Origin of the sequence: Pseudomonas capeferrum (assembly GCF_000731675.1) — a bacterium.
GTDB lineage: Bacteria > Pseudomonadota > Gammaproteobacteria > Pseudomonadales > Pseudomonadaceae > Aquipseudomonas > Aquipseudomonas capeferrum.
The window spans coordinates 220,996-241,957 of record NZ_JMIT01000001.1 but is presented as its reverse complement, the minus strand read 5'-3'; the positions used below and the strand labels follow the sequence as shown (position 1 = coordinate 241,957).

24 protein-coding genes and 1 tRNA gene are annotated in these 20,962 nt (G+C 61.5%); 6 read left to right on the top strand and 19 right to left on the bottom strand.

Features of this window, described 5'->3' with window-relative positions:
• Nucleotides 1–31: 31 nt before the first annotated feature.
• Both PC358_RS28035 and PC358_RS01240 read left to right on the top strand, forming a co-directional pair.
• Nucleotides 32–433, top strand: coding sequence for a hypothetical protein (locus tag PC358_RS28035; protein ID WP_238347530.1), 402 nt, complete (start codon nt 32–34; stop codon nt 431–433).
• The gene (locus PC358_RS01240; protein WP_241380829.1) at nt 319–1,482 is read left to right on the top strand and encodes a tyrosine-type recombinase/integrase; all 1,164 of its coding nucleotides are present in this window, start codon (nt 319–321) and stop codon (nt 1,480–1,482) included. Before PC358_RS28035 ends, PC358_RS01240 begins: the two co-directional genes overlap by 115 nt.
• A gap of 69 nt (nt 1,483–1,551) precedes the next feature.
• Here the strand turns inward: PC358_RS01240 and PC358_RS01235 are convergent.
• From PC358_RS01235 to thrS, 9 genes are all read right to left on the bottom strand, one after another.
• A tRNA-Pro gene (locus tag PC358_RS01235) sits at nt 1,552–1,628 on the bottom strand.
• A gap of 98 nt (nt 1,629–1,726) precedes the next feature.
• On the bottom strand, nt 1,727–2,083 hold the full coding sequence (locus PC358_RS01230; RefSeq protein WP_033696949.1) for a MerR family transcriptional regulator: 357 nt from the start codon (nt 2,081–2,083) through the stop codon (nt 1,727–1,729).
• Nucleotides 2,064–2,366, bottom strand: coding sequence for an integration host factor subunit alpha (ihfA, locus tag PC358_RS01225; protein WP_033696948.1), 303 nt, complete (start codon nt 2,364–2,366; stop codon nt 2,064–2,066). The genes PC358_RS01230 and ihfA overlap by 20 nt, the downstream gene beginning before the upstream one ends.
• Nucleotides 2,367–2,370: 4 nt before the next feature.
• A complete protein-coding gene (gene pheT, locus PC358_RS01220; RefSeq protein WP_033696947.1) occupies nt 2,371–4,752 on the bottom strand; it encodes a phenylalanine--tRNA ligase subunit beta in 2,382 nt (793 codons plus the stop codon).
• A gap of 33 nt (nt 4,753–4,785) precedes the next feature.
• The gene (gene pheS, locus PC358_RS01215; RefSeq protein WP_033696946.1) at nt 4,786–5,802 is read right to left on the bottom strand and encodes a phenylalanine--tRNA ligase subunit alpha; all 1,017 of its coding nucleotides are present in this window, start codon (nt 5,800–5,802) and stop codon (nt 4,786–4,788) included.
• A 109-nt stretch (nt 5,803–5,911) separates the two neighbouring features.
• Complete coding sequence (gene rplT, locus PC358_RS01210) at nt 5,912–6,268, bottom strand: 50S ribosomal protein L20 (protein ID WP_009394046.1); 357 nt, start codon at nt 6,266–6,268, stop codon at nt 5,912–5,914.
• Nucleotides 6,269–6,296: 28 nt separating this feature from the next.
• Entirely contained in the window at nt 6,297–6,491 is a 195-nt protein-coding gene (gene rpmI / locus PC358_RS01205) for a 50S ribosomal protein L35 (protein WP_028696462.1), read from the bottom strand.
• Between the two features lie 60 nt (nt 6,492–6,551).
• The gene (infC, locus tag PC358_RS01200; protein WP_177326478.1) at nt 6,552–7,103 is read right to left on the bottom strand and encodes a translation initiation factor IF-3; all 552 of its coding nucleotides are present in this window, start codon (nt 7,101–7,103) and stop codon (nt 6,552–6,554) included.
• Nucleotides 7,103–9,025 carry a threonine--tRNA ligase gene (gene thrS, locus PC358_RS01195; RefSeq protein ID WP_033696945.1) on the bottom strand — a complete coding sequence of 641 codons (1,923 nt, stop codon included), beginning with the start codon at nt 9,023–9,025 and terminating at the stop codon, nt 7,103–7,105. The genes infC and thrS overlap by 1 nt, the downstream gene beginning before the upstream one ends.
• Before the next feature lie 336 nt (nt 9,026–9,361).
• Here thrS and PC358_RS01190 point away from each other — a divergent pair, with 336 nt between their 5' ends.
• Together PC358_RS01190 and PC358_RS01185 are read left to right on the top strand one after the other, a co-directional pair.
• Nucleotides 9,362–9,664 carry a hypothetical protein gene (locus PC358_RS01190; RefSeq protein WP_033696944.1) on the top strand — a complete coding sequence of 101 codons (303 nt, stop codon included), beginning with the start codon at nt 9,362–9,364 and terminating at the stop codon, nt 9,662–9,664.
• 163 nt (nt 9,665–9,827) lie between these two features.
• On the top strand, nt 9,828–10,040 hold the full coding sequence (locus PC358_RS01185) for a cold-shock protein (RefSeq protein WP_003179963.1): 213 nt from the start codon (nt 9,828–9,830) through the stop codon (nt 10,038–10,040).
• Nucleotides 10,041–10,101: 61 nt separating this feature from the next.
• Here PC358_RS01185 and PC358_RS01180 read toward each other — a convergent pair whose 3' ends face one another.
• Nucleotides 10,102–10,419, bottom strand: coding sequence for an I78 family peptidase inhibitor (locus PC358_RS01180; RefSeq protein ID WP_033696942.1), 318 nt, complete (start codon nt 10,417–10,419; stop codon nt 10,102–10,104).
• A 288-nt stretch (nt 10,420–10,707) separates the two neighbouring features.
• Here PC358_RS01180 and PC358_RS01175 point away from each other — a divergent pair, with 288 nt between their 5' ends.
• Nucleotides 10,708–10,920: a hypothetical protein gene (locus tag PC358_RS01175; RefSeq protein WP_033696941.1), complete on the top strand. Its 213-nt coding sequence runs from the start codon at nt 10,708–10,710 to the stop codon at nt 10,918–10,920.
• Here the strand turns inward: PC358_RS01175 and PC358_RS01170 are convergent.
• The 7 genes from PC358_RS01170 to PC358_RS01140 are packed head-to-tail and all read right to left on the bottom strand — an operon-like array spanning nt 10,892 to nt 17,819.
• Nucleotides 10,892–11,899 (bottom strand): nucleoside hydrolase, encoded by a 1,008-nt coding sequence (locus PC358_RS01170; protein WP_033696940.1) that lies wholly within the window; start codon nt 11,897–11,899, stop codon nt 10,892–10,894. The genes PC358_RS01175 and PC358_RS01170 overlap by 29 nt on opposite strands.
• 56 nt (nt 11,900–11,955) lie before the next feature.
• The gene (gene rbsD, locus PC358_RS01165) at nt 11,956–12,354 is read right to left on the bottom strand and encodes a D-ribose pyranase (protein WP_033696939.1); all 399 of its coding nucleotides are present in this window, start codon (nt 12,352–12,354) and stop codon (nt 11,956–11,958) included.
• Nucleotides 12,351–13,259: a ribokinase gene (gene rbsK / locus PC358_RS01160; RefSeq protein WP_033696938.1), complete on the bottom strand. Its 909-nt coding sequence runs from the start codon at nt 13,257–13,259 to the stop codon at nt 12,351–12,353. The genes rbsD and rbsK overlap by 4 nt, the downstream gene beginning before the upstream one ends.
• A gap of 9 nt (nt 13,260–13,268) precedes the next feature.
• Entirely contained in the window at nt 13,269–14,291 is a 1,023-nt protein-coding gene (locus PC358_RS01155) for a LacI family DNA-binding transcriptional regulator (protein WP_033696937.1), read from the bottom strand.
• Nucleotides 14,292–14,295: 4 nt separating this feature from the next.
• Entirely contained in the window at nt 14,296–15,291 is a 996-nt protein-coding gene (locus PC358_RS01150; RefSeq protein WP_033696936.1) for an ABC transporter permease, read from the bottom strand.
• Nucleotides 15,288–16,841, bottom strand: coding sequence for a sugar ABC transporter ATP-binding protein (locus PC358_RS01145; RefSeq protein WP_033696935.1), 1,554 nt, complete (start codon nt 16,839–16,841; stop codon nt 15,288–15,290). Before PC358_RS01145 ends, PC358_RS01150 begins: the two co-directional genes overlap by 4 nt.
• A 21-nt stretch (nt 16,842–16,862) precedes the next feature.
• Nucleotides 16,863–17,819 (bottom strand): sugar ABC transporter substrate-binding protein, encoded by a 957-nt coding sequence (locus PC358_RS01140; protein WP_033696934.1) that lies wholly within the window; start codon nt 17,817–17,819, stop codon nt 16,863–16,865.
• A gap of 392 nt (nt 17,820–18,211) precedes the next feature.
• On the opposite strand from PC358_RS01140, the gene PC358_RS01135 reads away from it, so the two are divergent.
• Nucleotides 18,212–19,300, top strand: coding sequence for an asparaginase (locus tag PC358_RS01135; RefSeq protein WP_033696933.1), 1,089 nt, complete (start codon nt 18,212–18,214; stop codon nt 19,298–19,300).
• Nucleotides 19,301–19,357: 57 nt separating this feature from the next.
• Here the strand turns inward: PC358_RS01135 and hpaR are convergent, their stop codons facing one another.
• Nucleotides 19,358–19,780: a homoprotocatechuate degradation operon regulator HpaR gene (gene hpaR / locus PC358_RS01130; RefSeq protein WP_033696931.1), complete on the bottom strand. Its 423-nt coding sequence runs from the start codon at nt 19,778–19,780 to the stop codon at nt 19,358–19,360.
• A 175-nt stretch (nt 19,781–19,955) separates the two neighbouring features.
• Nucleotides 19,956–20,861, bottom strand: a complete 906-nt coding sequence (gene hpaA / locus PC358_RS01125; RefSeq protein ID WP_033696929.1) for a 4-hydroxyphenylacetate catabolism regulatory protein HpaA — start codon at nt 20,859–20,861, stop codon at nt 19,956–19,958.
• Nucleotides 20,862–20,962 lie beyond the last annotated feature (101 nt).

Below are 20,962 nucleotides of genomic sequence, written 5' to 3'. Positions count from 1 at the left end.
ACCTGCCGCCACCGGCGGCGTGGAGACCCACATGGCGAATGCCACAGCAGCAAAGCCTTCAAGCATTCAGCCGCGGTTCATCCGGTTTGGCGATGCGCCTGGGTATCTCGGCATGTGTCGGGATGAGTTCAACAAGACGGTCAGGCCGAACGTGCGTGAATTCCCTATCGGAAAACAGGGCGTAGCCTTCGACCGCCAGGAGCTCGACGAGTGGGCTGACGCCTACATCGAAGCCAGGGCAATTGAAAAAGCCACCGGACAGGACAACAATCGGCCCCGCAGCGAGCGCCGAGGAGATGATACATGGCGCGAAAAACGATCACCGGCCTCTACGAGAAGGGCGGTGTCTGGCAAATCGACAAAGTCTACAAAGGGGAGCGAATTCGAGAAAGTACTGGAACTGGTGACCGGGAAGAGGCAGAGCAGTACCTGATCCATAAGCTGGAAAAGCTGCGTCAGCAGAAGGTTTACGGCGTACGGCAGATACGGACATTCGAGGAAGCGGCAATGCGCTACCTCCTTGAGGTCAAGGATCAGCCATCAATTCACCTCACCGCATTGTGCATGAAGCAGCTACACCCATACCTCGGGCATTTGCCACTGACGCACATTGACGACCAGGCGCTGGAGCCCTTCATCCGGGATCGCCAGACGGAAAAAGTGCTGCCAGACGGTTCCATCGAGAAGGCGGTGAGCAACCGGACAATCAACATCGCGATCGAGCGCGCAGTTCGGGTTCTGACCCTCTGCGCAAGAAAGTGGCGTGATGATGATCGGCGGCCTTGGCTGGACAGCGTGCCAATGCTGAAAAAGCTCGAGGAGAAGAAGTCGAGCAGGAAGCCCTACCCGATGTCATGGGAGGAGCAGTCGATTCTGTTTGGCGAATTGCCGGGGCACCTGCAAACGATGGCTCTGTTCAAGGTGAACACAGGTTGCCGGGAGCAGGAGGTGTGCAAGCTCAGGTGGGATTGGGAGATATCGGTGCCGGAACTTGGGACCAGTGTTTTCCTGATCCCCGCTGACTTCGGCGGGAGACACGCCCGGTCGGGCGTAAAGAATGGCGACGAGCGCCTGGTAGTGCTCAACAGCGTGGCCAAGTCGATCATTGAGCGGCAGCGCGGGGTCAGCAATGAATGGGTTTTCCCATACAACGGCACCGCGATGCACCGGATGAACGACTCAGCCTGGAAGAAGGCTCGGGTGAGAGCGGCGAAACTCTGGCAGGAGGAAAACCTTCGCCCCGCTCACCCTGGGTACGCCTCGATCAGGATTCACGACTTGAAGCACACCTTCGGCCGCCGACTGCGGGCCGCGGGCGTTACTGAAGAAGATCGAAAGTCACTGCTTGGGCACAAGAACGGCAGCATCACCAGTCATTACTCCGGCGCTGAGCTGGGAAAGCTGATTGAGGCTGCGAACATGGTATCAACAACGGACTCGCGTGGGCCGGTGCTGACAATACTGAAGAGGAAAATCGGATGATGTCCCGAAAAAGTCCCCACACGAAGAAATGAAAAAGCCACCCGTAGGTGGCTAAGTCATTGGGATTATTGGTCGGGACGGAGTGATTCGAACACTCGACCCCTTGCACCCCATGCAAGTGCGCTACCGGGCTGCGCTACGCCCCGACTCTATTCTCGATACTGCTGAGAACGATGAAGAATCTACCCTAACCTTTTGATAAATGAAAGCTTTTTCTCAAAAAATTTCCATTCGTCGGAGCAGATCACTTCTTCAACACCACCAACACATCCTCCAACTCAACAATCATCTGCCGAATCAGCTGCTTGTACTGGCTTGACTCATCCTTCACCTCATCACTGGAGAGCCTTAACCGCGCCCCGCCAATGGTGAACCCCTGATCATAAAGCAGCGCCCGAATCTGGCGGATCATCAGCACATCCTGGCGCTGGTAATACCGCCGATTCCCCCGCCGCTTCACAGGGTTCAGCTGAGGGAACTCCTGCTCCCAATACCGCAGCACGTGCGGTTTTACCGCACAAAGCTCGCTCACTTCACCAATGGTGAAGTAGCGCTTGCCCGGTATGGGGGGCAGTTCGTCGTTATTGCTTGGTTCCAGCATAGGCCTCAACCCGGGCCTTCAACTTCTGCCCTGGACGAAAGGTGACGACGCGGCGAGCGGTGATCGGGATCTCTTCCCCAGTCTTGGGGTTGCGGCCCGGCCGCTGGCGTTTGTCGCGAAGGTCAAAGTTGCCGAAACCGGACAGCTTGACCTGCTCGTTCTCTTCAAGTGCGTGCCGAATTTCTTCGAAAAACAGCTCGACCAACTCCTTGGCCTCACGCTTGTTAAGCCCCAGCTCCTCGTACAGCCTTTCGGCCATCTCAGCTTTCGTCAGAGCACCCATGCCGTTATTTCCTTAACGTGGTGTTCAACCTTTGTTCAAGCGAGGTGAGGATGTTTTGCAGGGTAGTGTTCACCTCATCGTCGTTAAGAGTGCGCGATGGATGCTGCCAGGTCAAGCCGACGGCCAGGCTTTTTCTATCAGGATCAATGCCTTTACCTTGGTAGACATCAAACAGCCTGAGGTCTGTGAGCCATTCGCCTGCATTGTCACGAATTAATTCAAGCACCGCGCTAGAAGCTACATCACGTCCTGCGATCAAGGCCAGGTCACGACGGGTTTCTGGGAACTTGGACAGTTCGCTGAACTTTGGCAGGCGGCCTTCGACCACGTCGCCCAACACCAGCTCGAACAGGAACACTGGGCGGTCCAGGTCCAGGGCTTTGGCAAGCTCCGGGTGGATGGCGCCGAGGTAACCGACTGGCTTGCCGTCGCGCTCGATGAGGGCGGTCTGGCCTGGGTGCAGGGCGGGGTGTTTGCCGGCGCTGAAGGTGAAGTCGCTCAGGGCGCCGGAATAGCCCAGCAGGGCTTCGACGTCGGCTTTGACGTCGAAGAAGTCGATGCCGTCGCGGCCGTTCGCCCAGCCTTCTGGCAGGCGGCTGCCGGTGACGACGCCGGCGATCATCGGCTGCTGCTCGAGGTTACCGAGCTGGCCGACGAAGCGCAGGCCGCTTTCGAACAGGCGTACGCGGTCTTGCTGGCGGTTGAGGTTGTGCTGCAGCGCCTTGACCAGGCCCGGCCACAGGGACGCGCGCATGGCGGCCATGTCGTTGGAGATCGGGTTGGCCAGCAGCAGTGGCTCGACGCCAGGGCTGAACAGCTCGAACAGTTTCGGGTCGATGAAGCTGTAGGTGATGGCTTCCTGGTAGCCACGGGCAACCAGCAGGCGGCGCAGGTTCGGCAGGTCACCGCGGGTTTCCGGCTTGCCCTGGGGCGCGAGGCGCGCTTGTGGGTAGCGGACCGGGAGGTTGTTGTAGCCGTACAGGCGGGCCAGCTCTTCGATCAGATCGACTTCCAGGCTGATGTCGAAGCGGTGGCTTGGGACGTTGACGGTCCACTGCCCTGCCCCATTGGCCGTGGTGGTCAGCTCCAGGGCGTTGAGCAGTTGCTCGACCTGGGCTGGGTCCATCTGCATGCCGAGCATTTGAGTGATGCGTTCGGCGCGCAGGGTCACCGGGGCGACCTGCGGCAGGTGCTGTTCGCTGACGGCCTCGACGATCGGGCCGGCTTCGCCGCCGACGGTTTCCAGGATCAGCGCGGTGGCGCGTTCCATGGCTTCGCGGGCCAGCTGCGAGTCGACGCCGCGCTCGTAGCGGTGCGAGGCGTCGGTGTGCAGGCCGTAGGAACGGGCCTTGCCGGCAACGGAGATCGGCTCGAAGAAGGCGCTTTCGAGGAACAGGTCGCGGGTTTTCTCGGTATTGACGCCGCTGTGCTCGCCACCCATGACGCCGGCAATGGCCAGGGCGCGAGTATGGTCGGCGATAACCAGGGTGTCGGCGCGCAGGGCAACTTCCTGGCCGTCGAGCAGGACGAGCTTCTCGCCCTCTTCGGCCATGCGCACGCGGATGCCGCCGTTGATTTCGGCAAGGTCGAAGGCGTGCATCGGCTGGCCGAGCTCGAGCATCACGTAGTTGGTGATGTCGACGGCGGCATCGATGCTGCGCACGTCACTGCGGCGCAGGCGTTCGACCATCCACAGTGGGGTCGGCCTGGACAGGTCGACGTTGCGGATGACGCGGCCCAGGTAGCGTGGGCAGGCAGCCGGGGCGGACACTTCGACCGGGCGCACTTCATCGTGGGCAGCCGGCACGGCTGGCACTACCGGGCGGGTGACCGGGACGTTGTACAGCGCGCTGACGTCGCGGGCCAGGCCGGCCAGGGACAGGCAGTCACCGCGGTTCGGGGTCAGGCCGATTTCGATGCTGGCATCGTCCAGGCTCAGGTACTGGCGTATGTCCTGGCCAACCGGGGCATCGGCAGCCAGTTCGAGCAGGCCGTCGTTTTCTTCGCTGATCTGCAGCTCAGCCGCCGAGCACAGCATGCCGAACGACTCGACGCCGCGCAGCTTGGCCTTCTTGATCTTGAAGTCGCCTGGCAGTTCGGCGCCGATCATGGCAAACGGGATCTTGATGCCCGGGCGCGCATTGGGGGCGCCGCACACTACCTGGAAGGTTTCCTGGCCGTTGCTGACCTGGCAGACGCGCAGTTTGTCGGCGTCCGGGTGTTGTTCGGTGGCGAGGATTTCGCCCACGACGATGCCGCTGAACTGGCCGGCAGCGGGGGTCACGCTATCGACTTCAAGGCCGGCCATGGACAGGCGGGCGACCAGTTCGTCACGGGAGACTTGCGGGTTTACCCAACCGCGCAGCCACTGTTCACTGAATTTCATGCTGTTCTCCTGAAAGTTGCGTCGGGCATTGACCTAGCGGAATTGCGCGAGGAAGCGCAGGTCGTTGTCGAAGAACAGACGCAAATCGTTGACGCCATAGCGCAGCATGGCCAGGCGCTCGGCGCCCATGCCGAAGGCGAAGCCCTGGAACTCTTCAGGGTCGATGCCGGACATGCGCAGCACGTTCGGGTGGACCATGCCGCAGCCCATGACTTCGAGCCAGCCGGTCTGCTTGCACACGCGGCAGCCGTTGCCGGAACACATCACGCACTGGATATCGACTTCGGCGGACGGCTCGGTGAAGGGGAAGAACGACGGGCGGAAGCGCACGGCCAGTTCTTTTTCGAAGAACACGCGCAGGAATTCTTCGATGGTGCCCTTGAGGTCGGCAAAGTTGATATCGCGATCGATCAGCAGGCCTTCGACCTGGTGGAACATCGGCGAGTGGGGGATATCCGAGTCGCAGCGGTAGACGCGGCCCGGGCAGACAATGCGGATGGGCGGCTGAGTGGACTCCATGGTCCGCACTTGCACCGGCGAGGTGTGGGTGCGCAGCAGCATGTTGGCATTGAAATAGAAGGTGTCGTGCATCGCCCGGGCCGGGTGGTGGCCGGGGATATTGAGCGCTTCGAAGTTGTGGTAGTCGTCTTCGACCTCTGGGCCTTCGGCGATGCCGTAGCCGATGTGGGTGAAGAACTGCTCGATGCGCTCGAGTGTACGAGTAATCGGGTGCAAGCCACCGGTGGTCTGGCCACGGCCTGGCAGGGTGACGTCAATGCATTCGGCAGCCAGGCGAGCGCTGAGCTCGGCTTCTTCAAAGGCGGCCTTGCGTGCGTTGAGCACCACGGTGACGCGTTCCTTGGCGTCGTTGATCAGCGCGCCGACTTTCGGCCGCTCTTCGGCTGGCAGGTTGCCCAGGGTCTTCATCACCTGGGTCAGCTCGCCTTTCTTGCCGAGATATTGAACCCGGATCTGTTCCAGGGCATTGATGTCTTCAGCGCGCTCTACGGCCTCAAGGGCTTGGGAGACCAGCGCATCCAGGTTTTCCATGTACAGACTCCAGATACGAAAATAGGGGAAGAGCTTTGAAGGCTCTTCCCCTATCGATGACGTTCAATGCCCGACGGCGCAAGCGCCGCCGGGTGATTGTCGCGGGTACTTAAGCCAGAACGGCTTTAGCTTTCTCGACAATCGCAGCAAACGCCGCTTTTTCGTTCACTGCCAGATCGGCCAGAACCTTACGGTCGATTTCGATCGACGCTTTTTTCAGGCCAGCAATCAGACGGCTGTAAGACAGGCCGTTGTTGCGTGCACCAGCGTTGATACGAGCGATCCACAGTGCGCGGAACTGACGCTTCTTCTGGCGACGGTCACGGTAGGCGTATTGACCGGCCTTGATGACAGCCTGCTTGGCAACACGGAATACGCGCGAACGTGCACCGTAGTAACCTTTAGCCAGTTTCAGAATTTTTTTGTGACGCTTACGAGCGATAACGCCGCGCTTTACACGAGCCATGAGTAACTTCCTCTATCTTTGACCAGAATTAACGAACGCGCAGCATGCGCGCGACTTTCGCGACGTCAGACGGGTGCAGCATGCTGCTACCACGCAGTTGACGCTTACGCTTGGTCGACATTTTGGTCAGGATGTGGCTCTTGAAAGCGTGCTTGTGCTTGAAGCCGGTAGCCGTTTTCAGGAAACGCTTCGCAGCACCGCTTTTGGTTTTCATTTTTGGCATGTTGGAACTCCGCATTCGATAAAATTACACATAATCATCAGGCCTGCCGTGCCCGGGAGATTACTTCTTTTTCTTGGGGGCGATGACCATCATAAGCTGGCGTCCTTCCATCTTAGGATGCTGCTCAACGGTGCCGTATTCGGCGAGGTCAGCTTCGACCCGCTTCAACAGCTCCATGCCCAGCTCCTGGTGGGCCATCTCACGACCACGGAATCTCAGAGAGATCTTGGCCTTGTCCCCATCGGTAAGGAAACGTACCAGGTTGCGTAGTTTTACCTGGTAATCCCCATCCTCCGTCCCTGGACGAAACTTGATTTCTTTGATCTGGATGATCTTCTGGTTCTTCTTCGCCGCAGCCTGCTGCTTTTTCTTCTCGAAGAGGCTTTTGCCGTAGTCGAGGACCTTGCAGACAGGAGGTACGGCGTCGGCAGAAATTTCTACCAGATCCAGCTTCGCTTCTTCAGCGATACGAAGCGCTTCGTGGATCGAGACGATGCCCAGCTGCTCACCGTCAGCACCGATTAAGCGAACCTCTTGAGCCGAGATATTCTCGTTGATCGGGGCCTTCGGTGCAGCACGTTTATCGTTTCTCATTTCACGCTTAATAGTCATTACTCCGATTCTTGGCGACCACGCCGGGAAACCGCTTGTGTCAGCAGCTCAGCGAATTGCGCGACGGGCATGGAGCCCAGGTCTGCGCCTTCGCGAGTACGCACAGCGACGGTTTGCGTTTCGACTTCGCGATCCCCTATAACCAAAAGGTACGGGACCTTGAGCAAAGTATGCTCGCGGATTTTAAAGCCGATCTTCTCATTTCTCAAGTCCGACTTGGCACGGAAACCGCTACCGTTCAGAGATTTCTCTACCTGAAGGGCGAAATCGGCCTGTTTGTCGGTGATGTTCATGATCACCGCCTGGGTCGGCGCCAGCCAAGCCGGGAACACGCCAGCATAGTGCTCGATGAGCATGCCGATGAAGCGTTCGAACGAGCCGAGAATGGCGCGATGCAGCATGACCGGGCGCTTACGGCTGTTATCTTCGGCGATGTAGCTGGCATCCAGACGCTCTGGGAGGTTCGGATCGTACTGCAGGGTACCACACTGCCAGTTACGGCCGAGGCAGTCGCGCAGGGTAAATTCGATTTTCGGGCCGTAGAAGGCACCCTCCCCCGGTTGATATTCCCACTCCAGGCCCGATTCATTCAAGGCATCGGCCAGTGCACCTTCGGCACGGTCCCACAGCTCTTCAGAGCCCACACGCTTGGCTGGGCGGGTCGACAGCTTCATGGCGATGTCGCTGAAACCGAAGTCTTTGTAGACGTCCAGGGTCAGCTTGATGAAGTCGGCGGCTTCTTTCTTTACCTGGTCTTCGGTGCAGAAGATGTGCGCGTCGTCCTGGGTAAAGCCACGCACACGCATGATGCCATGCAGGGCGCCGGACGGCTCGTTACGGTGGCAGGCACCGAACTCGGCCAGGCGCATCGGCAGGTCGCGGTACGACTTCAGGCCCTGGTTGAACACCTGCACGTGGCACGGGCAGTTCATCGGCTTGACCGCGTAGTCGCGGTTTTCCGACGAAGTGGTGAACATGTTCTCGGCGTAGTTGGACCAGTGGCCGGAACGCTCCCAGAGAATACGGTCAACGACCTGCGGGGTCTTGATCTCGAGGTAGTTGTTGTCGCGCTGGACCTTGCGCATGTACTGCTCGAGCACCTGATAGACGGTCCAGCCGTCCGGGTGCCAGAACACCATGCCCGGGGCTTCTTCCTGCAGGTGGAAGAGGTCGAGCTGCTTGCCGATCTTGCGGTGGTCGCGTTTTTCGGCTTCTTCGATGCGCTGGATGTAAGCAGCCAGCTGCTTCTTGTCAGCCCAGGCGGTGCCGTAGACGCGTTGCAGCTGCTCGTTCTTGGCATCGCCGCGCCAGTAGGCGCCGGACAGCTTGGTCAGCTTGAATGCCTTGAGGAAGCGCGTGTTCGGCACGTGCGGGCCGCGGCACATGTCGACGTATTCTTCGTGGTAGTACAGGCCCATGGCCTGTTCGTCCGGCATGTCTTCGACCAGGCGCAGCTTGTAGTCTTCGCCACGGGCCTTGAACACGTCGATGACTTCGGCGCGCGGGGTCATCTTCTTGACGACGTCGTAGTCCTTCTCGATCAGCTGCAGCATGCGCTTTTCGATGGCGGCCATGTCTTCTGGGGTGAAGGGGCGCTCATAGGCGATGTCGTAATAGAAGCCTTCGTCAATCACCGGGCCGATCACCATCTTGGCGGTCGGGTACAGCTGCTTCACCGCGTGGCCGATCAGGTGGGCGCACGAGTGACGGATGATCTCCAGTCCCTCTTCATCTTTAGGGGTGATGATCTGCAGGGTGGCGTCGTGAGTGATCAGGTCGCTAGCGTCGACCAGCTTGCCGTCAACCTTGCCGGCCAGGGTGGCCTTGGCCAGGCCTGCACCAATGGAGGCTGCGACTTCGGCTACGGATACGGCGTGATCAAACGAGCGCTGACTGCCATCGGGAAGAGTAATAGTGGGCATGGCGCCTCCTCTCCTAGTGGTGACCCCTACCAAAGGTCACGTGGGTTGGGATGAGCCAGTACAAGATCCGCGCTGTCTTTCTCAAGAGAAAGCCTGCCTCACAGTGGCAGAAGCCTTTCGGCTTACCAGGGGCGAACCAGAGTGACTGGAAAGTAAGAAATAGCTGCAGGCCGCGGCTGCGGTGCTGCAAGCCGAGCATGCTAGCACGCGGGGTTGGGCGCTATGCAGAAATATTTGGAAATTACACCGCAGGGGTGAACTTCCGCGGAAAATTCCCTATCAGACTTTGGGAAGCATCCTACTCTTGATGAGACCTAAACCAAGGAGTGTCTGGTTATGAGATTTCCGTCTCTTCTGGCCCTGAGCGTTGCTGGCGCCCTGCTGCTACCTGTGGCCGCCAATGCGGGTGAATTCCCGGCTGGCGCGAAGCAAAACTACATGACCCAGTGCACCGAGGCCGCCACCGGCCAGGGCCTGGACGCCAAATCGGCGCAGCAGCACTGCACCTGTGGCGCAACCGCTATCGAAAAGAACTTCAGCACTGAGGAAATCAAGGACCTGGACAGCAAGGACGGCGTTGACGCTGCCTTGATGCAGAAGGCACAGAAGGTCGTGCAGCAAGCGTGCATGAAGGGCTGAAACCATAAAGCCGGGGGGTTCGCCACCCCGTGTTTGCGCTGGATCAACATTTGGCGAAGGTAAAAGGCGCTAGATGCGCAGAATTAGACTATGATGTGTCCTGTGCTTCGAAGCCTCGGCAACATCGCACTACTGAAAAAAATCAAATCTGGAGATTCACCCCATGTCCAATCGCCAAACCGGCACCGTTAAATGGTTCAATGATGAGAAAGGCTTCGGCTTCATCACCCCACAAGGCGGCGGCGACGACCTGTTCGTACACTTCAAGGCCATCGAATCTGACGGCTTCAAGAGCCTGAAAGAAGGCCAGACTGTTTCCTTCGTAGCCGAAAAAGGCCAGAAGGGCATGCAGGCTGCACAGGTTCGTCCGGAGTAATTCGGGTAGCTGTAAAAAAACCCGCCCTGGTGGCGGGTTTTTTTATGGGGTTTGCAAAGGCTCAACCACAGTTGACGCGCGTGACCACACCTTGCTCGTCCACATTCAGGTTAAGACGCTCGGAGCGGTACTCCAGCGTCACCACGTCATGCGGCTTGAGGATACGTGCCATCTGCGAGCCACTGGCCTTGCGCGCCTGCTCCAGAAGCTCTGCACTGCCCGGCTTGCCGATGGCGAAATCGGCACCGCTGGCCTCACAACGACCGTCGTTGCCTGCTGGCGCGGCAGGGGCGCCACCACCAGAGTTGCCACCTGTACTGCAACCAGCCAGGACAGCAGCCACCGCCAGGGTTGCCAGGTAAGCACGGGTACGGAACATGAATCCTCCTAAAATCGATCTGGGCACTGTCTGATCCGACAGCTGCGCGCATAGTTTGTTGCAAAACCGCACAAGTCTGCCTGAACACGCCCTAGGAGGCGAAATGCAATCGTGACCGGATTTTGCACAATGGGCTTGGTTTGCTGCGCAAAGCTTTTTATTCTTAGGTCGCAGAGTCATTGACGCAACGGCATGATTTACTGCAAAAAGTGGAGCGCACCGTGCCTCCAGCGAACACCAGGGTCCGGTGTTCGCCCTTCCGTCCCAGGCCCCCAGTGAGAGCCTTTCATGAGCAGCCACAGCATCGATGCCGATATCAAGGTCAAATGGGCCGAGGGCCAGAGCGCCTACAGCCCCAGCACACCGGAAGAGTTGCTACTGATTGCCATCGACCTGCTGGTACGCGATCGCGGCAGTGAAGCGGCGCGCAGCTTCATCGACCAGGTGCTCGAACGCTTCGCACCCCATCCGGCTATTGCAATCGAGCCAGGCGCGCGCTGAGCAGGTCGAACACGCCCTGGGCGTCTCCCTCCTCCACCCACATCACGTTGGCGGGATGTTTAAGCACGCCATACCAGTCGGCGATAGTCTGCCCCAAGGTCGGGCCTTCGCGGCTGTCGATGGCCAAGTGAATGCGCCGGCCGCTGAACAGTTCGGGTTTCAGTAGGTAGGCAATGACGCTGGCGTCGTGCACCGGCCCGCCGGGCATGCCGTACAGGTCCATGTCATGGGTAATGTAGGCGTTGAGAATGTCCACCACCCGCTGGCTGGCCCGGTTGTTCACCGCTGCAAGCTGCTTGAGGCGTGCCTCGCTGGTGAGCAGTTTGTGGGTGACATCCAGCGGCAGATAGGTCAGCGGCACACCACTGGCCAGCACCACCTCGGCGGCATGCGGGTCGGCGTAGAGGTTGAATTCTGCGGCGGGGGTGATGTTGCCGCCATTGAAGTGGGCGCCGCCCATGACCACCACCTCTTTGATGCCTTTGGCGATTTCCGGGCGCTGGATGAGTGCCAGGGCCAGGTTGGTCTGCGGGCCTAGCATGGCGATGGTGATGCTGTTGGGCTTGGCGGCGCCGAGGGTGTCGACCAGGTACTGCACGGCATTGCCCTGGGCCAGGGGCTTTTTCGGCTCATGCACCGGAACGCCGGTCAGGCCTTCTTCGCCATGGACGTCGGCAGCGTATATGGGGGCGCGCACCAGCGGGCGCCCTGCCCCGGCGTAGACGGGGATGTCTTCGCGGCCAGCCCATTCGCGGGCCAGGCGGGCGTTGCGTGAGGTTTTGTCGAGGCGCACGTTGCCGGCCACGGTGGTAATGGCGCGGATGTTCAGCTCATCGGGCGAGGCCATGGCCAGGAACAGCGCGACCACGTCGTCGGCGCCGGGGTCGGTGTCGATGATCAGGTCGCGTGGGGCGGCCTGGAGGGTGGTGGTGGCAGCTGCAGCCATGAAAGTGAGTCCTTGTAGCAGGGGTTTGAGCATGAGGCACTCCTGTTGCCTTGGGGTATTTACCGGGTTTTGTAGGCGCGGCGATGCGATCAGAACGTAACGCCTGAGATCAAAGCAATGTTGCTGTACGGCTGGCACTCCCCCGTGCGCACCACGGCCCGCGCGCTGCGTGAGAGCACTTTGAAATCTTCATGGGGCATCCATTCCCGTTTGCCCAACTTGCCGCGCAAGCGCTCGATTTCCACCAGCCCGGGCGGCACCACTTTCTGCATTTCCTCGGCCAGCACATGCCGCTCCACCTGCAACTCGCTCAGCACCACGCGCAAGACACTGGCGAAATCCGGTATGCCCGGGGTCAACGCCAGGTCGATCAGCTCGACGCCCGGCGGCACCGGCAACCCGGCATCGCCGATCACCAGAATATCGCCATGCCCCAACCCCGCAATGACCCGTGACAGGGCGACATTGAGCAGCGCGGTCTTCTTCATGGCTGCAGCTCCGCAAGGTAAGGGATCGACGGCTGCGCCCCGGCGCGAGTGACCGACAAGGCCGCTGCGCGCTGGCCGAGCGCGATCGCCTCGCCCTCCTCCAGCCCACGCACCAGGGCGGCAGCAAAGCCACCGATGAAGGTGTCGCCTGCCGCCGTGGTGTCCAGCGGTTGCACGCTGGGCGCGGGAAAGTGCCGATGGCCCTGTTCGGTCACCAGCAAGGCGCCTTGGGCGCCGAGGGTGATGATCACTTTGCCAGCCCCCAGTTGCAGCAGCCGTTCGCCGGCGCGCCGGGCGCTGGCCTGGTCGCTGACGGCGATCCCGGTCAGGGCTTCGGCCTCGCTTTCGTTGGGGGCCAGGTAATCGATATGGGCGAACCATGCCGGTGGCAACGGCCCGGTGGCGGGTGCCGGGTTGAGAATGACCTGCTTACCCAGCTCACGCCCCCTCGCCAACGTCCAGGCCACGGTGTCGTACGGCACCTCCAACTGGCAGATGATGACCTCGGCCGCTTGCAGCAGCGCGTCGAAGCGCTGCACCGCCTGCGGTGTCAGCAAACCATTGCCGCCAGGGATGATGACGATGCAATTCTGGCTGGCGGCATCGACGGTGATCAGCGCCACACCACTGGAAACCCCTTCGCACACGCTCACTGCCTGGCAGTCGATACCTTCTACTTCCAGCGCCTTGCGCAGTTGCTGGCCGTAGGCGTCGTCGCCCACGTTGCCGATCATCGCCACGCTGCCGCCCAGCCGCGCCACCGCCACCGCCTGGTTGGCACCCTTGCCGCCGGGCACGGTGAAAAAGGCCTCGCCGGGCAGGGTCTCACCGGCCCGTGGCAGGCGCTGGGCGCGGGCCACCAGGTCCATGTTGAGGCTACCGACCACCACTACCTTGGCATGCATGGGAATTCCTTAGCGGTAATCATTGAACAGGTCCGGGCGTGGCCCGGTGGACTCGCGCTGCACGATGCGCGGGGCAACGATGCGTTGCTCCGCCGAGCCTTGCCGGGGCGTGGCGATGCGTGAAAGCAGCAATGCAGCAGCGCTTTCGCCCAGCTCGCGGATCGACTGGCCCACGGTGGTCAGCGGCGGGTACACGTAGCGGCTGAGCTCAATGTCATCGAAGCCGATCACCGACAGCTCGCCCGGTACGTTGATATTGCGCTCGGCCGCAGCGCGCAGCACGCCAAAGCCGATCATGTCGTTGCCGGCAAAAATCGCCGTGGGCCGATTGCCATCCAGCAACTGTGCCGCCGCCCCGTGGCCGCCCGGGCTGGTGAAGTCGCAATGCAGCACGCGGCTCGCCCCCACCGCTGCGCCCGCCTCGCCCATGGCGCGACGGAAACCGGCCAGGCGCAGTTGGCTGACGCCGGTTTCGGCCGGGCCGCCGATGTAGGCGATGTCGCGATGGCCAAGCTCAAGCAGGTGCCGGGTGGCGAGGTAGGCGCCGTGCTCGTGGTCGATGCGTACCAGGTCGGCGTCGACGCCATCCAGCTCACGGTCGACGATGACCATCGGCGTGCGCACGCAGGCCAGGCTGTGCAGCAGGTCGCTGTCCTCGCCCACGGACGCCACCACCAGGCCGTCGATGCGTTTCTCCAGCAGCACACGCAGGTAGCTGCGCTGCTTTTGCGGGTTGTCGTCGGAGTTGCACAGGATCACGCAGTAGCCGTTACGCTCGCAGGCGTCTTCGATGCCTCGTGCCAGTTCGGCGAAATACGGGTTCACGCTGTTGGGCACCAGCAAACCGATGGTGGCGGTGCTGCGCGCCTTGAGCGAACGCGCCACGGCACTGGGCACGTAGTCGAGTTCGACGATGGCGGCCTCGACCTTCAGGCGCACCTGTTCACTGACTGGGCGGGTCTTGTTCAGTACATGGGACACGGTGGTGTAGGAAATACCCGCCAGTGCCGCGACATCTTTAATGGTTGCCATGTTTTCAGTTCCGCCGGCCTGCACGCCGGCTACGGTAAGTGTCGAGCACCACGGCGATGACGATCACCGCCCCGGTAATGATGCGTTTGGTGGGTTCCGACGCGCCGATCTGCGCAAGCCCTGCGGCCAGCACCGAGATGATCAGCACGCCAAAGAAGGTACTGATCACCGAGCCGCGCCCGCCCATCAGGCTGGTGCCACCGATTACCACGGCGGCGATCACCTGCAGCTCCAGGCCCGACCCGGCGTTGGGGTCGGCGGCTTCCAGGCGTGAGATCTGGAACAGCGCTGCCAGGCCGGCTAGCAGGCCCATCAGGGCGAACACCAGCACTTTGTAGGGGCGCGGGTCGATGCCGGCCAGGCGCACGGCCTCTTCATTGGTGCCGATACCGATCAAGTAGCGGCCGAACACCGTACGGGTCAGCACCAGGTGCGCCAGCACGATCACCAGCAAGGCGATGATGAAGGCCGGCGAGATGCCGAACGCGACCGGGTCGGAGAACCAGGCGTAGGCGTCGCCGATATAGGCAGTACGCGAGTCGGTGAACTGATAGGCCAGGCCGCGCGCCATCTCCAGTACGCCGAGCGAGACAATGAACGACGGGATACGCCAGGCCACGGTGACGCCACCGGTGATGCTGCCAGCCAGGGCGGCCACGGCCATGCCGAGCAACGCCGAGGGCAGCACGCCCCAGCCCCAGCCGAGAATGGCCACGCTGACCGTGGAGGCCGCCAGCGCCAGCACCGAGCCGACCGACAGGTCGATGCCGCCGATGATCAGCACGAAGGTCATGCCGACCGCCAGTACCATCAGGTCGGGGATCTGATTGGCGAGGGTGCTGAAGGTGGCGTACGACCAGAAGTGGCTGCTGAGAAACGAGAACAGCACGATCATCGCCAATAAGGCGCCGGCCAGGCCCAGGTAGGTGCCCAGGCCGAAATACGTGCCAGTGCGGCGCACGGGGGCGGCGCTTTGGCTGTCGAGGGGGGTGGTTTTCATGCATCCGTCCTGGGCGCTGCGTCATGCAGCAGTGCGTCACGTTTCTGATAGCCGGCAAAGGCGGCGGCAAGTAGCTGGTCCTGGCTCCAGTGGTCACGCTCGAACGTGTCTATCAGGCGGCCGGCCGACAGCACGGCAATGCGGTCGCAGATCAGCATCAGTTCGCGCAGGTCGCTGGACACCACCACCAGGGCCTTACCCTGGCGCGCCAGCTCAGCCAGCAGGCCGTAGATGTCGAATTTGGCGCCGACGTCGATGCCTCGGGTCGGCTCGTCAAACAGCAGCACCTGGCAATCACGCTCCAGCCAGCGGCCGATTACCACCTTTTGCTGGTTGCCGCCCGACAATTCACCCACGGCCTGGTGCGGGCCGGCGCTGCGGATGCGCATGGCCTGAATCTGGCGCTCGGCCAGGGCCCTTTCTGCCGCGCCGTCTAACACACCGGCACGCGATACCGCGCCGAGGTTGCCCAAGGCGATATTGGCGCCGATCGACTGGGTCAACAGCAGGCCCTCGCCTTTGCGGTCTTCGGTAATCAGGGCGATGCCGGCTTTTACCGCCGCCTTCGGTGAGTCGATCGTCACGGCCTGTGGCGGCTGGCCCAGCGCGATGCTGCCGCTGTCGGCGCGGTCGGCACCGTAGATCAGGCGCAGCAGCTCGGTGCGGCCGGCGCCGATCAGGCCGGAGATACCGAAGATCTCCCCTGCCCTGACCTGGAATGATACGTCGCGCACCTTGTCGCCGCGGCTGAGCCGATCGACCTGCAGCAAGGGCGCGCCAATCTCGCGGCGGCCCAGATCGATGTGTTCGCCCAGCTCGCGGCCGACCATCAGGTTGACCAACTCGGCGCTGCTGTAACGCTGGATCGGTTCGTCGCACACCAGCTTGCCGTCGCGCAGCACCACAATCCGCTGCGCCACGCGCTGCAATTCTTCAAGGCGATGGGAGATATAGACGATGGCCACGCCGCGCTGGCGCAGGCGCTCGATCTGGGTGAACAACAGCTCCACCTCGCGGGCGGTTAGCATGGCAGTGGGTTCGTCGAAGATCAGCACGTGGCAATCGCCGATCAGGTTACGGGCGATCTCGACCATCTGCTGATGGCCGATGCCCAGCTCGCCGACTGGCGTGTCCGGGTCGATGGCGTCCAGGCCGACCTGGGCCATGGCCGCCGTGGCCAGTTGGCGCAGGCGCTTGTGGCTGATCCAGCCGAAGCGGCTGGGCAGGTTGTCGAGGAACAGGTTTTCGGCCACGGTCAACGTCGCCAGTAGGTTGAGTTCCTGCATGACCATGCGCACACCGAGGCGCTCCGCCTCGCTGCGGCTGCCAGGTGCGTAGGCCTGGCCGCGGTAGGTCATGTGCCCGGTGGTGGGCACTTCCAGGCCACTGATGAGCTTGGACAAGGTGCTCTTGCCGGCGCCGTTCTCGCCCGTCAGGGCCAGCACTTCACCGGCCCGCAGGCTCAGGCAGACGTCACCGAGCACGGGCTGGGCGTAGGTCTTGCCCAGCCCGCTGGCGGCGAGCACCACTTCATTTGCCGTAGCAGGCATAGCCCTCTCTCCTGGCGGGTATCAGGGCTGGGTGATGAGTTCGACCGGGGTCTGGATGACGTTGTCGGCATCCACGCCCGGCTTCTCGCCGTTGATCATCTTCAGCGCCGCCTGGATACCGAACACCGCCTGCTGGCTGGCGGCCTGGTCGAGGGTGGCGAGCACGCGACCATCCTCGAGCATCGGCTTAATGGCATTGATGTTGTCGTAACCGACCACTTGTACCTTGCCGGCCTTGCCTGCCGCACGCACCGCCGACACTACGCCCAAGGCCATACTGTCGTTACCGGCCAGCAGGGCCTTGAGCTCGGGGTATTCGTTGAGCATGGCGGCGGCGACGGCGCTGCCTTTGTCGATTTCCCAGTTGCCGGACTGCACCGCGACGATCTTCATCTGCGCAGCGTCCATGGCATCCTTGAAGCCTGCCGTGCGCTGCTGGGCGTTGGTGGTGGTCGACACGCCTTCGATGATGCCAACCTGGTCACCGGCCTTGAGCTTTTGCTGGGCCAGGTAGTCACCGACCATGCGTGCGCCCTTGCGGTTGTCGGGGCCGACGAAGGGCACGCTGATGCCTTTGCTCTTGAGCAACTCGGGGTCAAGGCGGTTGTCGATGTTGATCACCACCACGCCTTTGTCCATGGCTTTTTTAACCGCAGAAACCAGGGCCTTGGAGTCCGCCGGCGCAATCACCAGCGCCTTGACCCCCGAATTGACCATGTTCTCGACGATGCGGATCTGCTCGCCGGTGTCGGTTTCGTTCTTGATGCCGTTGGCGACCAGGTCGAAATCACTTGCGTGGGCTTTTTGGTAATCCTTGGCGCCGTCTTCCATGGTGCGGAAGAATTCGTTGGCCAGGGACTTCATCACCAGGGCGACTTTGGGTTTTTCTTCGGCGTGGGCCGCAGACAGCGGCAAGGCCAGGGACAGGGTGGAGACGACAGCGAGGGCCAGCAGACGACCGGGGAACGGCAGTTTCATGGACGATGACTCCGAATCTTGTGTTTTTTATCGGATCGCAAACGTTTGCGTTGACTCACTATGGAAACAGGACCTGGTTTTGTCAAACCCGTTTGGCTGGCTGGGCCTGAGTCACGCCCTGGGGCAGAGTATCCGGAATTTATCCGAAAAACCGAACAGGTTTTCCTATGCTTGTTCGGGTTCCCGAATTAAACCTGATGTTTGTAGGTGCGGCCTTGCGTCGCGAAAGGGCCGCATAGCGGCCCCGGGATATCCGCAGCGACGCATAAATCCGGGGCCCTTTCGCGACGCAAGGCCGCTCCTACCACAAGCCGCATCTAGGCTGGTACGAAACATGCCTAGCGTTAGTTGCACTTCAGCAATCGCCTCATTAGGAAGAGAGAACAATAACTATGAATGCTGCACTTAAAACCTTCGCCCCCAGCGCACTCGCTCTGCTGCTGATCCTGCCGACCACGGCTTCGGCCAAGGAAGCCGAAACCCAACAGAAACTGGCCAACGTGGTCATCCTCGCCACCGGCGGCACCATTGCCGGTGCGGGCGCCAGCGCGGCCAACAGTGCCACCTACCAGGCCGCCAAGCTTGGCGTCGACAAGCTGATCGCCGGCGTACCGGAGCTGGCAGACCTCGCCAATGTGCGCGGCGAACAGGTGATGCAGATCGCCTCCGAGAGCATCACCAACGAAGACCTGCTGAAACTGGGCAAGCGCGTCGCCGAACTGGCCGAGAGCAACGACGTCGACGGGATCGTCATCACCCACGGTACCGACACCCTGGAAGAGACCGCCTACTTCCTCAACCTGGTAGAGAAGACCGACAAGCCCATCGTGGTGGTCGGCTCGATGCGCCCCGGTACCGCCATGTCGGCAGACGGCATGCTCAACCTGTACAACGCCGTGGCCGTGGCCAGCGACAAGCAGTCGCGCGGCAAAGGCGTACTGGTGACCATGAACGATGAAATCCAGTCCGGCCGCGATGTCAGCAAGTCGGTCAACATCAAGACCGAAGCGTTCAAGAGCGCCTGGGGCCCAATGGGCATGGTGGTGGAAGGCAAATCCTACTGGTTCCGCCTGCCGGCCAAGCGCCACACGGTCAATTCGGAATTCGACATCAAGCAGATCAGCAGCCTGCCTGCCGTGGACATCGCCTACGGCTACGGCAACGTGACCGACACCGCCTACAAGGCACTGGCGCAGAACGGCGCCAAGGCGATCATCCATGCCGGTACCGGCAATGGCTCGGTGTCGTCGCGGGTAGTGCCGGCGCTGCAAGAGCTGCGCAAGAACGGCGTGCAGATCATCCGTTCGTCCCACGTCAACCAGGGCGGTTTCGTGCTGCGTAACGCCGAGCAGCCTGACGACAAGAACGACTGGGTCGTGGCCCACGACCTCAACCCGCAAAAAGCCCGCATCCTGGCCATGGTGGCAATGACCAAGACCCAGGACAGCAAAGAGCTGCAGCGTATCTTCTGGGAATACTGAGTGCTGTAGCAGCAAGGCCGGTGCGCTGCCTGCGCCGGCCCTTCCCTTCAGCCAAGCCTACGGCGCAACGCGCTTGAGCTCATTCAGCAAGCCCATCAGTTGCTCCAGCTTGTCTTCGCCGAACTGCTGCTGGATCTTGCGGTAGTTGGCCTCCATACCCTCGCGCATCGACTCGAAGCAGGCCTCGCCACGCTCGGTCAGGCTCACGAACATGCGCCGCTGGTCCTGGGCGGCCTTTTGCCGGCGCACCAGGCCGTCGCGTTCAAGCCGGCTCAATACCCCGGTCATGCTCGGCTTGAGAATGCAAGCCAGGTGCGCAAGCTGGTAGCTTTCCAGCTCGCCCTGCTGGCTGAGGATACGGATGACTCGCCACTGTTGTTCGGTCAGGTCATGTTCGTTCAGCAATGGCCTGAAAAATGCCATCGCAGCCTCCCTGGCCTGCAGCAGGCTCAGCGTCAGCGAGGGTTGAGTCTTGGTCATGTTGGCGCCTGTGATAGGAGTACAACGGGCAAGATTAGGGGCATAGGCGAAAAGGGACAAGGCACCTGGAAAGTGCAATCTGTTCCATGGAAAACCCATTCAAGGCCAAGGGGCAAGCTGCGACCATCCGGATCAAACACTCACAACCCGATCCGGGCGTACCGACGTGGCCATATCACTGCAACTGGGCTTGCCGCTGGCGGTATTCGCCGGGCGTGAGCTTGGCGTAACGGTTGAAGAACCGGCTGAAATAGGCCGGGTCCTTGAAGCCCAGCTGGTAGCAGATTTCGTTTGCCGTGCTGCCGGAAAACAACAGCAGGCGCTTGGCCTCCTGCATCAGCCGCTCAAGCACCAGGCGTTTGGACGGCAAGTCGGCAATACGCCGGCACACATCGTTAAGGCGTGCTTCGGTCACGCCGATCTGTTGTGCGTACTGCGCCAGCGGCCAATGCTCAAGGTAGTGCGCCTCGATCAGCGCATTGAAGCGGTGGAAAATTTTCAGGTCTTCATGCCGGGCCGGCGTCGACTCCAGCGAGTTGGGGCACAGCCGCAGCAAGCTGACCATGATCAGCCGGGTCAGCGACTGCAGTGCCGCCTCGCGCCCCGGGTGGGGGCTGGCAAACTCATCGCTGAGCGCATCCAGCCAGCGCTCCAGCCGGCGCGCCTCGGCCTTGTACGCGGCCGGCACGTTGCCCAGGGCAACGCAGGCAGGCTGTACCTGCACCCCCGCCGGCAGCAGGCTGGCGTCCGCTTCGATCAATTGCCAGACCAGCTGCTGACGCACCGTCAGCACATGGCCGTCGCTGTCCGCCTCGGTGACGAAGGCGTGCGCCACCGTCGGCGGCGTCAGGAAGAACATCGGCCCCGACTCGATGTACTGCTGATCGTCCAGGTACACCCGCACCGTGCCGGACTTCACGTAATGCACCTGAAAAAACCGGTCGTGACGGTGCACGGGCATGTTGCGCCCGAAGAACCCGGCAAGGTTACCCAGCCGGTCGTAATGCACCTCGCTGTCACTGTAGCGCTGGTCGTAGACCTGGCCGATGTTGATGTTCGGAATCGGATGCCGATCGCTCATGCCTGCTTACCCGCAAATCGCTTGACCGTGTTGACGTTCACCCATGGTGCCCCGGCTGCCCGGCAGATACCACTGACGGATGTGTTGACCTTCGTTAACAT